The organism is Streptomyces sp. NPDC006393, assembly GCF_040628575.1.
Classification (GTDB): Bacteria; Actinomycetota; Actinomycetes; order Streptomycetales; family Streptomycetaceae; genus Streptomyces.
Window position 1 is genome coordinate 39,578 of the sequence record NZ_JBEXZD010000034.1, and the last position, 12,877, is coordinate 52,454.

Annotated in this window: 10 protein-coding genes; 6 read left to right on the forward strand and 4 right to left on the reverse strand. The window is 73.2% G+C overall.

From position 1 onward, the window contains the following. Positions 1 to 82 precede the first annotated feature (82 nt). A complete protein-coding gene (locus tag ABZ484_RS16660; protein ID WP_358866606.1) occupies positions 83 to 1,660 on the forward strand; it encodes an NAD(P)/FAD-dependent oxidoreductase in 1,578 nt (525 codons plus the stop codon). 100 nt (positions 1,661 to 1,760) lie between these two features. Further along, entirely contained in the window at positions 1,761 to 1,952 is a 192-nt protein-coding gene (locus ABZ484_RS16665; protein ID WP_030166129.1) for a DUF2795 domain-containing protein, read from the forward strand. A 114-nt stretch (positions 1,953 to 2,066) separates the two neighbouring features. Here ABZ484_RS16665 and ABZ484_RS16670 read toward each other — a convergent pair whose 3' ends face one another. After that, on the reverse strand, positions 2,067 to 3,863 hold the full coding sequence (locus tag ABZ484_RS16670; RefSeq protein ID WP_358866607.1) for a serine hydrolase: 1,797 nt from the start codon (positions 3,861 to 3,863) through the stop codon (positions 2,067 to 2,069). 229 nt (positions 3,864 to 4,092) lie between these two features. Here ABZ484_RS16670 and ABZ484_RS16675 point away from each other — a divergent pair, with 229 nt between their 5' ends. Next, complete coding sequence (locus ABZ484_RS16675) at positions 4,093 to 5,607, forward strand: acyl-CoA synthetase (protein WP_358866608.1); 1,515 nt, start codon at positions 4,093 to 4,095, stop codon at positions 5,605 to 5,607. Here the strand turns inward: ABZ484_RS16675 and paaK are convergent. Beyond that, complete coding sequence (paaK, locus tag ABZ484_RS16680) at positions 5,579 to 6,871, reverse strand: phenylacetate--CoA ligase PaaK (protein ID WP_358866609.1); 1,293 nt, start codon at positions 6,869 to 6,871, stop codon at positions 5,579 to 5,581. The genes ABZ484_RS16675 and paaK overlap by 29 nt on opposite strands. Positions 6,872 to 7,235: 364 nt before the next feature. On the opposite strand from paaK, the gene ABZ484_RS16685 reads away from it, so the two are divergent. From ABZ484_RS16685 to ABZ484_RS16695, 3 genes are all read left to right on the forward strand, one after another. Then, entirely contained in the window at positions 7,236 to 7,478 is a 243-nt protein-coding gene (locus tag ABZ484_RS16685; protein ID WP_358866610.1) for a DUF397 domain-containing protein, read from the forward strand. A gap of 148 nt (positions 7,479 to 7,626) precedes the next feature. After that, positions 7,627 to 8,538 carry a universal stress protein gene (locus ABZ484_RS16690; protein ID WP_358866611.1) on the forward strand — a complete coding sequence of 304 codons (912 nt, stop codon included), beginning with the start codon at positions 7,627 to 7,629 and terminating at the stop codon, positions 8,536 to 8,538. A gap of 193 nt (positions 8,539 to 8,731) precedes the next feature. Further along, the gene (locus ABZ484_RS16695) at positions 8,732 to 9,229 is read left to right on the forward strand and encodes a hypothetical protein (RefSeq protein WP_358866612.1); all 498 of its coding nucleotides are present in this window, start codon (positions 8,732 to 8,734) and stop codon (positions 9,227 to 9,229) included. A gap of 92 nt (positions 9,230 to 9,321) precedes the next feature. Here ABZ484_RS16695 and ABZ484_RS16700 read toward each other — a convergent pair whose 3' ends face one another. Next, on the reverse strand, positions 9,322 to 11,217 hold the full coding sequence (locus ABZ484_RS16700; RefSeq protein ID WP_358866633.1) for an N-acetylmuramoyl-L-alanine amidase: 1,896 nt from the start codon (positions 11,215 to 11,217) through the stop codon (positions 9,322 to 9,324). A 456-nt stretch (positions 11,218 to 11,673) separates the two neighbouring features. Continuing rightward, positions 11,674 to 12,813: an aminoglycoside phosphotransferase family protein gene (locus ABZ484_RS16705; protein WP_358866613.1), complete on the reverse strand. Its 1,140-nt coding sequence runs from the start codon at positions 12,811 to 12,813 to the stop codon at positions 11,674 to 11,676. Between the last annotated feature and the right edge of the window lie 64 nt (positions 12,814 to 12,877).

The window sequence follows — 12,877 nt, forward strand, 5'->3', positions numbered from 1 at the left end:
CACCGAGCGGGCCCACCGGGCCAGGTGCGCACCGCGCCGCCCACCCCTGGCCGAAGTGGATCACCCCGTGTTACCAAGAGCCATGAGCGCACACGAGGCACAGGGCACCTACGACGCCGTCATCGTCGGCGGCGGCCACAACGGGCTGGTCGCCGCCGCCTACCTGGCCCGGGCCGGCCGGTCGGTGCTGGTGCTGGAACGGCTGGACCACACCGGCGGAGCGGCCGTCTCCACCCGCCCGTTCGCCGGGGTCGACGCGAGGCTGTCCCGCTACTCCTACCTGGTCAGCCTGCTGCCCAGGAAGATCCTCGACGACCTGGGCCTGGACGTGCGGCTGCGCCCCCGCACCGTCTCCTCGTACACACCGGCCGAGCGGAACGGGCGGCCCACCGGGCTGCTCGTCGGCGGCGGCGAGGAGCGCACCCGGGCGGCCTTCGCCCGGCTCACCGGCTCCGACCGGGAGTACGAGTCCTGGCAGTCCTTCTACGGCATGACCGGCCGCGTCGCCCGGCGGGTCTTCCCCACGCTCACCGAGCCGCTGCCCACCCGCGAGGAACTGCGCCGCCGCGTCGACGACGAGGACGCCTGGCGGACGCTGTTCGAGGAGCCGATCGGCGCCGCCGTGGAGGACCGCTTCGCCGACGACCTGGTACGGGGCGTGGTCCTCACCGACGCCCTCATCGGCACCTTCGCCGACGCCCACGATCCGTCCCTGGCGCAGAACCGCTGCTTCCTGTACCACGTGATCGGCGGCGGCACCGGCGCCTGGGACGTCCCGGTCGGCGGCATGGGCGCGCTGACCGACGCCCTCGCGGACGCCGCCCGTGCGGCGGGCGCCCGCATCGCCACCGGTCACGAGGTGATCCGGGTGGACTCCGACGGCCGCGGCGCGGAGGTCACCTACCGGACCCCGGACGGCGAGGGCACGGTCGGCGCCCGGCACGTCCTGGTGAACGCCTCCCCGCAGGCCCTGGCCGCGCTGACCGGCGACGAGCCGCCGCGGCCCGCCGAGGGAGCCCAGCTGAAGGTGAACATGCTGCTCGAGCGGCTGCCGAGGCTGCGCGACACCTCCGTCGACCCGCGCGAGGCCTTCGCCGGCACCTTCCACATCGCCGAGGGCTACCGCCAGCTGGCCACCGCGCACGCCCAGGCCGCCGCCGGCGAGCTGCCCGCGGCGCCGCCCTCCGAGATCTACTGCCACTCCCTGACCGACCCCACCATCCTCGGCCCCGACCTCGTCGAACGGGGTTGTCAGACGCTCACCCTGTTCGGCCTGCACACGCCCGCGCGGCTCTTCGCCCGCGACAACGACGCCGTACGGGACGAACTGCTGAAGTCGACCCTCGCGCAGCTCGACGCCCACCTCGCCGAACCGCTCGCCGACTGCCTGGCCACGGACGCCGACGGCCGGCCCTGCATCGAGGCGAAGACCCCGCTGGACCTGGAGCGCGATCTGCGCCTGCCCGGCGGCAACATCTTCCACCGGGCGCTGAGCTGGCCGTACGCCCAGGAGGGGACCGGTCGCTGGGGTGTGGAGACGCGCCACGCCAACGTGCTGCTGTGCGGCGCGGGGGCGGTGCGCGGCGGCGGGGTCAGCGGGGTGCCGGGGCACAACGCGGCCATGGCGGTACTGGAGGGGCGGCCGGGACAGGGTGGCTGAATGCCTCCGCCGCCGTGGGGCACTCCGACAGTGCGAAGTTTTCGTCAGCAAGAGCGGGCCGCCCCGGCGGCGGCCGTACCACCCCCCACGGGAGGCTCCCATGGCCGACCTCAGCCCCATCGACCTGCAAAAGGCCCTCAGCGGCATGGACTACCCGACGGACAAGCAGCACCTGGTCGAGCGAGCCAAGAAGAACAAGGCGAACGAGAAGATCGTCAGCCGGCTCGGCGGTCTCAAGCAGGACCACTTCGACGGACCGAACGAGGTGCAGAAGGCCGTCTTCAACGAGTGAGGCCGTCTTCGGCAGTCCGTCCCAGGTGAGTGGGCCGTCTCCCAGGGGTGACGGCCCACTCCCGTCCGCGAAGCCGTTCGCCGGACAGTCCCAGTCCTCCGAAGCCGTCCGGCTTCAGTCCTCCGAGGCCGTCCAGCCCGTGGCCGTCACCCGTGCCGCGTCCGCCGGGCGGGCCTCGTCGAACAGGACGCGCTCACCCGCGTCGACCCGCTGGGCGTCGACGTAGGCGCCGCGCCCCACGTACAGCCGGTCCGTCGCGTACCGCCAGCGCAGTGTCAGCTGCCGGGCCGCCGGAAGGTCGGCGGTGAGCCGGTGCCAGACACGGCCGGAGAAGCCGGTGGCGGTGCCCGCCGGGTGCTGCTGCGGCTGCTCGCCCCGGCGCGTCGTCGTGAACGGGACCGGCTGCCAGGTGGCGCCCCCGTCCGCCGTGGACTCCAGGAAGAGCAGGTCCGACTGCGGTTCGGTGTCCCACCACAGGGAGCAACGCAGCCGCGCACCGCCGCCGGAGGTGTCCAACGCGGGCAGGGCGAGGGTCGCCGTGGCCGCGCTCGCCATGCCGGAGAACCAGGCCCTGCGGGCCCGGTCCGGGCGGACGGCCACGGCGCGCGCCAGGTTGTTGCCGGCCGCGACCCGCGGAGCCGAGCCGGAGCGCCAGCTGCGCACCGGGTGCACGGAGTTGCCGAGGACGACCAGGAAGGAGTCGGTCGTCGGGTCCAGGACGAGCGAGGTGCCGGTGAAGCCGGTGTGTCCGGCCGTGTGCGGGGTGGCCATCGCGCCCATGTACCAGTGCTGGTACAGCTCGAAGCCCAGGCCGTGGTTGTCACCGGGGAAGGCGGTGTTGAAGTCGGTGAACATCAGCTCCACCGACTCCGGCTCCAGGATGCGCGCGTGCCCGTAGGCGCCGCCGTTGAGCAGCGTACGGCCGAGCACCGCCAGGTCCCAGGCGCAGGAGAACACGCCCGCGTGTCCGGCCACCCCGTTCAGGCTGAAGGCGTTCTCGTCGTGCACCTCCCCCCACACCAGGCCCCGGTCCAGTGCCGACCAGGGCTTGCGGGCGTCCTCGGTGGCGGCGATGAACGGCTTCCAGGAGGCGGGCGGGTTGTACCGGGTGCGACGCAGGCCGAGCGGACCGGTGATGCCCTCGGCCAGCAGCACGTCCAGCGTCCGGCCCGTGATCTTCTCCAGGACCAGTTGCAGGGAGATCATGTTCAGGTCGGAGTACAGGTACACGGTGCCGGGCGGGTTGAGCGGCGGCTCGTTCCAGATCATCTCCAGCTTCTGCTCGTACGTCGGCGCGTCGTACAGCGGCAGATCGGGCTGGAAGCCGGAGGTGTGCGTGAGGAGCTGGCGGATCGTCACCTCCTGCTTTCCCGCGCGCCCGAAGTCCGGGAGGTAGGAGGCGACCTTGCCCTCGAGCTCCAGCGTGCCCCGCTCGATCTGCTGCACCGCGAGGATCGAGGTGAACAGCTTGGAGACGGAGGCCATGTCGTAGACGGTGTCCCGGGTCGCCGGGATCTGCTGCCCGGGCGGGAACTCCACGCCCGTGTCGGTCTTCTCGTCGTACGACGCGTAGCGCACCGCCATGCCGATCGGCTCGTGCAGCGCCACGGTGCCGCCGCGGCCCGCGAGCAGCACCGCGCCCGCGTACCAGGGGTGTTTGGGGGAGGGGCCGAGGAACGTCTCGGCGTCGGTGACGAGTTGGCGCAGCGGGGCGGGGAGCAGCCCGGCCCGCTCGGGCGAGCCGTACCGCAACGTGGGCCGGCCGGCCGGCGAGGCGGGCGGACCGGCCGCCGCGGCCGGGCCCGCGGGCAGGGCGGCCAGGCCCAGCGCACCACCCAGGAGCAGGGAGACTCGGCCCAGTTGACGGCGGGTCATCCCGCGTCCGTCTCTGTCCGCCGCGCCGTCGGTCATCGTGAGACCTCCCGTCGTACTGGCTGAAAGTATCTTTCGGAACTTGCCGTGCGGGGTGAAACTTTCCTGTCAGAGCACGCCCTTGTCAACGGGGCATGCGGAGACCGGCGGGGACGGAACCGAGGAGGACGAGCTTCGGCCGCGGTCGCTCACCCGCGTCGTCCTGCCGCCTGACCTCCGTCGTCCTGGCGCTTGACCTCACTCCGGGACGGGCCGAGGATCATCTGTCATGACGCCTGGACACGGGAGCACGGTCGACGGAGTCCTGCGGCGCAGCGCCCGGCGCACCCCGGAGCGGGTCGCGCTCGAGTACGGCGAGCGCATCTGGACGTACGCCGAACTCGACGACGCCGTCTCCCGGGCGGCGAGCGTCCTGCTCGGCCAGGGGCTCGCCCCGGGCGACCGGGTCGGCGCCTACGGCCACAACTCCGACGCCTATCTGATCGCCTTCCTCGCCTGTGCCCGCGCGGGCCTGGTGCACGTGCCGGTCAACCAGAACCTCACCGGCGACGAACTCGCCTACATCGTCGGCCAGTCCGGCAGTGCGCTCGTCCTCGCCGACCCGGACCTCGCCGGGCGGCTTCCGGTGTCCGCGCGGTCGTTGCCGCTGCGCGACGCCGACGACTCGCTGCTGGCCGCGCTGCGGTCAACACCGCCGTACGACGGCCCCGAGCCGCGCGGCGAGGACCTGGTGCAGCTGCTCTACACCTCGGGCACCACCGCCCTGCCCAAGGGCGCGATGATGACCCACCGGGCGCTGGTCCACGAGTACCTGAGCGCGATCACCGCCCTCGACCTGAGCGCGGGCGACCGGCCGGTGCACGCGCTGCCGCTCTACCACTCGGCGCAGACGCACGTGTTCCTGCTGCCGTATCTCGCCGTCGGTGCGACGAACATCGTCCTGGACGCACCCGACGGGGACCGGATCCTCGACCTGGTGGAGGCCGGGCGCGCGGACAGTCTGTTCGCCCCGCCCACCGTCTGGATCGGCCTGGCGGGCCGCCCCGACTTCGCCGGCCGGAACCTGGACGGACTGCGCAAGGCGTACTACGGGGCCTCGATCATGCCGGTGCCGGTCCTGGAGCGCCTGCGGGACCGCCTTCCCGGGCTGGCCTTCTACAACTGTTTCGGCCAGAGCGAGATCGGGCCGCTGGCCATGGTGCTGGGCCCCGACGAGCACCAGGGGCGGATGGACTCCTGCGGGCGGCCGGTGCTGTTCGTGGACGCCCGGGTGGTCGACGAGGACGGCAAGGACGTGCCCGACGGCACCCCCGGCGAAGTCGTCTACCGCTCCCCGCAGTTGTGCGAGGGCTACTGGGACAAACCCGAGGAGACCGCCGAGGCGTTCCGGGACGGCTGGTTCCACTCGGGCGACCTCGCGGTGCGCGACGCGCACGGCTACTACACGGTCGTGGACCGGGTGAAGGACGTCATCAACTCCGGTGGGGTGCTGGTGGCGTCCCGCCAGGTCGAGGACGCCCTGTACACGCACCCGCGGGTCGCCGAGGTGGCCGTGGTCGGCCTCCCCGACGACCGGTGGATCGAGGCCGTCACGGCGTTCGTCGTGCCGCGCGGCGAGGTCACCGAGGCCGAGCTGATCGCCCACGCCCGCGAGCGGCTCGCCCACTTCAAGGCGCCCAAGACGGTGGTCTTCGTGCCCGACCTGCCGCGCAACGCCAGCGGCAAGATCCTCAAGCGGCAACTGCGCACACGGATCACGAGCGCAGGTCCACGATCCTCCTGATCTTGCCCACCGAACGCTCCAGGGACTCCGGCTCCACGATCTCCACCGCGACCGACACCCCGATGCCGTCCTTGACCGCGGCCGTGATGGAGCGGGCGGCGGCCTCCCGGGCGGCCGGGCCGGTGCCGGGGCGGGCCTCGGCGCGGACCGTGAGCGCGTCCAGCCGGCCCTCGCGGGTGAGGCGGAGCTGGAAGTGCGGGGCGACACCCGGGGTGCGCAGGACGATCTCCTCGATCTGCGTCGGGAAGAGGTTCACCCCGCGCAGGATCACCATGTCGTCGCTGCGGCCGGTGATCTTCTCCATGCGCCGGAAGACGCGTGCCGTGCCCGGCAGCAGCCGCGTCAGGTCCCGGGTCCGGTAGCGCACGACCGGCATCGCCTGCTTGGTGAGCGAGGTGAACACCAGTTCCCCCTCCTGGCCCTCCGGCAGCACCTCGCCGGTGATCGGGTCGACGACCTCCGGGTAGAAGTGGTCCTCCCAGATGTGCAGGCCGTCCTTGGTCTCCACGCACTCCTGCGCGACGCCCGGCCCGATCACCTCCGACAGCCCGTAGATGTCGACCGCGTCGATCCCGAACCGCTCCTCGATCTCCCCGCGCATCTCCTCGGTCCACGGCTCGGCCCCGAAGACCCCGACCCGCAGCGAGGTGGAGCGCGGATCGACGCCCTGGCGCTCGAACTCGTCGAGCAGCGTCAGCATGTAGGACGGGGTCACCATGATGATCCGGGGCTCGAGGTCCTGGATCAGCTGCACCTGCCGGGCGGTCATGCCGCCCGAGGCCGGGACGACCGTGCAGCCGAGCCGCTCGGCGCCGTAGTGGGCGCCGAGGCCGCCGGTGAACAGTCCGTAGCCGTACGCCACGTGCACGGTGTCACCGGGCCGGGCGCCCGCCGCGCGCAGCGACCGGGCCACCATGTCCGCCCACATGGACAGATCGTCGTCGGTGTAGCCGACCACCGTCGGACGCCCGGTGGTGCCGCTGGAGGCGTGGATACGGCGGATGCGCTCGCGGGGCACGGCGAACATCCCGTACGGGTAGTTCTCGCGCAGGTCCGCCTTGGAAGTGAAGGGGAAGAGGGCCAGGTCGGCGAGCGAACGGCAGTCCTGTGGACGTACACCCGCCTTGTCGAAGGACTCCCGGTAGAACGGCACGTTCTCGTACGCGTGCCGCAGCGAGGCCCGCAGCCGCTCCAGTTGCAGCGCCCGCAGCTCCGCCACGTCCAGCCGTTCCCCCGGGTCCAGCAGCTCCGTCGCCTGCGCCATCCGGAACTCTCCCTCACGTACCACGACAATACGGTCGACCGATCATTCGGTCGAGATGCTGGGATCAGTAATCCAGGCCGTCCCGGCCCCAGGCAAGACCCGAGGGGAAATTCCCTTGCCGGCCGGCGTTCCGGGCAGCCGTGACGCGGGCGCCGCACCGGCCTCGGCGGGGTGACCGCCCGCCGGTCCGGGGCCGGCCACGGCGCCCGGCAGGGGGCAGGGCACCGCGGGCCGTCCGTCCCCTCCGCGGGGCTCGCGGGAGCGGAGCGACCGGCTCCTGAAAGGTCCCCCTCACATGGCCTGTCGGCACCCGGGTGCGATCGCTAGGCTGGCCCGCGGACGACGAATCGGGAGGAGCACGGACGTGGCCGAGAGCACTGTCCAGGAGCACCCGCTCGCGGGATGGGACAAGCCGGAACTGGACCTCAGCAACGCCGAGTGGCAGTCCAGCAGCCGTGGCCTGGGAGATGTCCAGATCGCCTTTGTCGAGGGATTCATCGCGATGCGCAACAGCGGCCGTCCGGAGAGTCCTTCCCTGATCTTCACCCCGGCGGAATGGGGTGCGTTCGTGTCGGGGGCTCGGGAGGGAGAGTTCGACCTCACCTGACGGGCGCGGATCCGGGGGTGTGCCGGGGTGTGCCCGGCGCTTTTGGGGACACGCGATCCGTGAGGGCCTGCCGGGCCGGCACCGTCGCCGGGCCGGACCCGGCACGAGCCCGGCAGCGGGCAGGGTCGCCACCCGGAGGTGAGAAACCATGAGCAGCCCCCCGGTCGTCGCCGCCGTCGACGGCTCGGACGACAGCCTGCGCGCCCTGGACTGGGCCCTGGATGCGGCCCGGCGGCGAGGGGCGCCCCTGCGGGCGGTGCATGTGCGGCAGTACGCCCCCTGGATCCCCGACGTCCTGGTCGCCGGCCCGCCGAACGGCGAGGACGACCCGGTGCTCGACCGCGCCCGCGTCCACCTGGCCGGGCACACCGACGACGGCACGCCGGTCGAGTACGTGGCCCTGGACGGGCTGCCGGGCGCGCTGCTGCCCGAACTGGGCGCCGACGCACAACTGTTGGTGCTCGGCTCCCGCGGCCGGGGCGGCTTCGCCAGCCTGTTGCTCGGCTCCAACGGCCTGGCCGCCGCCCGCGACGCCGAGTGCCCGGTCGTCGTGGTGCCCCGGCCCGGCCGGACGGTCCACGACGAGGCGGCCGAGGCACCGCCCGCGGCGGGGCCCCGGGTGGTCGTCGGCCTGAACGTCGACAGCCCCGACGAGGCGGTGGCGGAGTTCGCCTTCACCGAGGCCGCGCGGCGCGGCGCCCGGGTCCGGGCGGTGGTCGCCTACGCCTGGCCGGCCCGGACCTGGCTCGCTCCCAACGAGTACATCTCGCCGCTCATCGACCAGGGCGAGGTGGAGAACGAGGTCCGGACCCTGGCCGAGGGCTTCCTCGACCCGCACCGCGCCCGGCACCCCGACGTACCCGCCGACCTGCACGTGGCGCCCGGCGACGCGGCCGGCCACCTGGTCGCCGCCTCCGGCGACGCCGAACTCGTCGTGGTGGGCCGCCACCGCCGCCGCCTGCTCGCCCCGGCCCGCATGATCGGCTCCGTCACCCACGCCGTCCTGCTGCACGCGGCGAGCCCGATCGCGGTCGTACCCCCGTCACCCCCCGGGGAGTGAACACCCACACACGGCCCACGGTGCCCCGCACAGCCCCTTCGCGAACCACGGGGAGCAGGGACGACACCTGCCGCCGCGGGCGGGCCGTCCGCGGCGGCGCCGGGCGGTGCGCCGAGGGGGTTCGGGTGATTTCGGGCAGGGGTGGAGGCTGCCCGGAGGACGCGGAGGGGGCCTGGGCACGTACCATGGCGGCATGTCGTTCCTCCGTCGCCGTAGCGCCACCCCCGCCGGGCCCGACTTCGACGTACTGGCCATGGACCCGGGCGACTGGCCCGGCAACCTCGGCGCCGGCCTGCTGCCCGCGCCCGACGGCACCTGCCAGGGCGTGTTCCTGCGCTACGACCTGTTCGGCGGCCGCGGCACCGCGATGATCATCGGCAATCTCCCCGAGGGCTCCCCGGCCCGCGACGTGGCCGAGGGCGAGGTGCCCTTCGAGGTGGCCCAGCTGCTCCTCGCCCTGGAGAACGACGAGGAGGTCACCGTCGTCGGCACCGAGGACATGCCGGTGCTCCAGGGCGACAACCTCCTGATCGTGCGCCGGCTGAAGCTCTCCGAGAGCCGGATCTCCTGCGTGCAGTTCGACCGCAGCGACGGCGTCCTGGTCACCATCGCCGCCTGGGACCGCCCGATCACCGACGACCTGTACGCCCTCCTCAAGCCGCTGCCCGCCGAGCTGTTCCAGCAGGGCTGACCGCCCGCGTCAGGCGGCGAGCGAAGGGCCGGCCCCTCGTCGAGCGAGGAGCCGGCCCTTTCTCTTCCCCCGTGTCCCCCGTGCGGCGGTCCCTAGCGGACCGAGGACTCGAGCCGCACGTCCGCGGCCCGTACGAACTCCACCCGGTGGCCGAACTGGATCTCGTAGTACAGGTCCTTGCCGGTCACCACCCGGTGCGAGTCCGTGGTGAAGGTGACCGCGTACAGGTACTCGCCCGGCACCAGGTCACCGACCACGTACTTCTGGCCCGCGAGCAGCTTGTACGGCAGCGGTGACACCGACTGCGCGGGCACGCCTGCCGGATAGGCCTCCTTCTCCGGATACGCCCGCCCGTACACCGGCACACTGTCCAGCCCGGCCTTCGGCGTCACCACCAGCCCCGCCGCGTTCACCGCGGTGGGCCGCTGCGCCGGGTTCTGGAACCAGGCCTTCTGCCCCAGGTACCAGATCGCCGTCCAGTCGCCCTGCCGGTCGGCGACCGCGTACTGCTGACCGGTCTCCACCCGCGAAGCCACGTCGTTGACGTCGATCGTCGAGTCACCGCCGCCCGGCCTCAGCCCGATGTCCTTGATCAGGGGCGAGGAGGTGTCCGGCTGCGAGTACAGCCGCACCTCGCTGGAGCCGTGTGCGGCGCACGGCTCGCCGGCCGTCTCGCAGCCCGTGTACTCCGGCTGGTTGGCGGCGTAGTCGGGCCGGATGGTCACCAGCCCGCCGTTCTTGCCCGCGGTGGGCTCGAACGGGCGGCCCAGCAGCTGGAAGTAGTGCCGCCAGTCCCAGTACGGCCCCGGGTCGGTGTGCATGCCGGGGATGGTCCCGGTGGTGGGACCCGGCACCGTGTCGTGGCCGAGGATGTGCTGCCGGTCCAGCGGAATGCCGTACTTCCCGGCGAGGTACTTCACCAGCCGCGCCGAGGAGCGGTACATCGCCTCCGTGTACCAGGCGTCCGGGTCGGCCAGGAACCCCTCGTGCTCCAGGCCGATCGAGGCCGCGTTGACGTACCAGTTCCCCGCGTGCCAGGCCACGTCCTTGGCCTTCACATGCTGGGCGATGTGCCCGTCCGTGGAGCGCAGCGTGTAGTTCCACGACACATAGGTGGGGTCCTTGATCAGATTGAGGACCCCGTCCCAGCGGCCCTCCGTGTCATGGATGACGATGTAGCGGATGCGCTGCGACGCCGGCCGGTCGGACACGTCGTGGTTGCCGTAGTCGTCGGTACCGAACTGCTCGTACGGCGCCGGGATCCACTCGCAGGACACCGAGGCCGGGCACTCGGTACCGGCCGCCGAGACGTTCCGCAGCCCGGTCAGTGCCAGCTGCGTCAGGTCCGGCGCGAGCCGCGGCCGGGCGGCCAGGACGACCTGCTGCCCGGCGTCGGTGGTGCGCCGCTCGCCGGAGCGGATCACGTCGTACACGTCGTTGGCGTACGCCGCCGCCGTCGCGCTGTCGTCCGCCCCGGAGAACTCGGCCACCGCCCCGTACCAGTCGGCCGGGTTCTCGCTCAGCGGCTCGCCGAGCTTCCTCTGGGCGGCGGCCAGCAGCGCCGCACCGCCCTCGACGTTCGCCGCCGCGTCGCTGCGCAGCCGCTCGGCCGGGATGCCGGTCAGCCCGGCCGCCTTGGTCAAGGTCTTCAGCCGGGCGGGCAGTTCGGAGTCCGCCGGCACCGTCGCCCGAGGGTGCAGGGCCGGGCGGGCGCTGTCGCCGCGCGCGTCCTCGGTGCCCTCGCTGTGGTGCGGGGCGCGGGCCAGCGCGGTGCGCGCGTCGGTGAGGTGCATCGGGCCGTAGCCGCCGGTCACACTCGGCGCGCCGCCGTGCCCGTCCCAGCGGGACTGCAGATAGGACACGCCCAGCAGGACGCTGAGCGGCACGTGGTACTCGGCGGAGGCGGACGTGAACGCGCGTTGCAGCCGGCCGGTGTCGTCCACGGCGGCACCCGCGGACGGGGCGGCGCCCAGCAGCGGCAGCAGCAGCGCGGCGGCGGCGACCGCGCCGGCCGCCGTGCGCGCGCCTGACCCCGCTCTCGGCGCGCGTCCGCGGGCCGGCGCGGGTCTGGGGTGGGTGGCGGGTCCTCGCAATGCAGCCTCCTGGGGCGCTCGGGCGTGGCGGGGCGTGCGGGGCTGGTACCACTGAGATCCCGGGGCTGCGACAGCCCCCGCGGGCTCAGGCGTGATCAGTGGTACCGGCTGTCCGACCATCCGTCAATCATGCGCACCAGGACGCGATTTCCCACGTCAATCGGGGGTCCGGCGAGTTTCGCCACGGCGGGACCGGGGCCTGCGGGGCGTCAGTGGCGTACACCAATGGCCTCTCCACGGGTACTTCGAAAGAGGGACACACAGGGGAAGCGAATGCGGACGCGACGTGGCACACGGCGAGGGTCCGTGGTGCGCTGCCGTGCGGCGGCGCACCACGGACCCTCGTTCCCGTCAGCGGGTGCCGACCGCCGCGCGCACGGCCCGGCGGGCCAGTTGGCAGTCGTCGTGCAGCCGCCGCAGCAGCAGCCGCTGTTCCTCGCCGGACGGCGCGGCACCCGGATGGGCCGGGCCCGGTGCCGCCGGGGCCGTGTCGTGCATCGAGCGCTGCACGGCCGTCTCGTACGTACGGATCTCCCGGGTCAGCACGAGCATCAGGTTCACCAGGAAGGCGTCCCGTGCCGCCGGGCCCGCGGCCTGGGCGAGCTGGCTGATCTGCCGCCGCGCCACGGGCGCGTCCCCGAGCACCGACCACAGCGTCGCCAGGTCGTAGCCCGGCAGGTACCAGCCCGCGTGCTCCCAGTCCACCAGCACTGGACCGGCCGGCGAGAGCAGGATGTTCGCGAGCAGCGCGTCGCCGTGGCAGAACTGGCCCATGCCCTGCCGGCCGGCGGCGTGCGCGATGCCGTGCAGCAGCTTCTGCAGGTCGCCCATGTCGCGGTCGGTGAGCAGCCCCAGCTCGTGGTAGCGCGAGATGCGGGCGGCGTAGTCCAGCGGGGCGTCGAACGTGCCCGCCGGCGGGCGCCAGGAGTTCAGCCGGCAGATCGCTCCGAGGGCGGTCCTGATGTCCGCCCGCGGCGGGGTCTCCACCGGGTGCCGCTGGAGAGCGGCCACCCGGCCCGGCATGCGCTCGATCACCAGTGTGCAGTTGTCCGGGTCCGCCGCGATCAGCCGGGGCACACGGACCGGTGGCCGGTGCCGGACGAACGAGCGGTATGCGGCTATCTCGTGCCGGTACCGCTCGGCCCACGCGGGCGAGTGGTCCAGTAAGCACTTGGCGACGGCCGTACTGCGCCCGGTCGTGCCGACCAGGAGCACGGACCGGCCGCTGCGGCGCAGCACCTGAACCGGAGCGAACTCCGGGCAGATCCGGTGCACCGAGGCCAGCGCCGTGCGCAGCTGGGCGCCCTGGGGGCCGGACAAGTCGATTCTCCCGCTGAGCGGTTGTGTGCCGATCCCCGCGGCGCGCCGCGGTCGGCCCGCACCGAGCACGGGGGCCGCCGGACGCGCGGGGTCGAGGTAGGGGCCGCCGGCGCCCGGACGGGGGCGCAGCGACCGGGGCGGGGCGGACACGGAGGACGATGCTGCGTACATGACCGAGACAGATCCCTTCGTGTGCCTGCTGCTTGACGCGCGCTGCCCGGCCCGGTCGCCCTGA

Bases quoted from the DNA above. Each gene is read 5' to 3' on its own strand.
- ABZ484_RS16660 (WP_358866606.1), top strand. From the start codon at position 83: ATGAGCGCACACGAGGCACAGGGCACCTACGACGCCGTCATCGTCGGC.
- ABZ484_RS16665 (WP_030166129.1), top strand. From the start codon at position 1,761: ATGGCCGACCTCAGCCCCATCGACCTGCAAAAGGCCCTCAGCGGCATG.
- ABZ484_RS16670 (WP_358866607.1), bottom strand. From the start codon at position 3,863: ATGACCGACGGCGCGGCGGACAGAGACGGACGCGGGATGACCCGCCGT.
- ABZ484_RS16675 (WP_358866608.1), top strand. From the start codon at position 4,093: ATGACGCCTGGACACGGGAGCACGGTCGACGGAGTCCTGCGGCGCAGC.
- paaK (WP_358866609.1), bottom strand. From the start codon at position 6,871: ATGGCGCAGGCGACGGAGCTGCTGGACCCGGGGGAACGGCTGGACGTG.
- ABZ484_RS16690 (WP_358866611.1), top strand. From the start codon at position 7,627: ATGAGCAGCCCCCCGGTCGTCGCCGCCGTCGACGGCTCGGACGACAGC.
- ABZ484_RS16695 (WP_358866612.1), top strand. From the start codon at position 8,732: ATGTCGTTCCTCCGTCGCCGTAGCGCCACCCCCGCCGGGCCCGACTTC.
- ABZ484_RS16705 (WP_358866613.1), bottom strand. From the start codon at position 12,813: ATGTACGCAGCATCGTCCTCCGTGTCCGCCCCGCCCCGGTCGCTGCGC.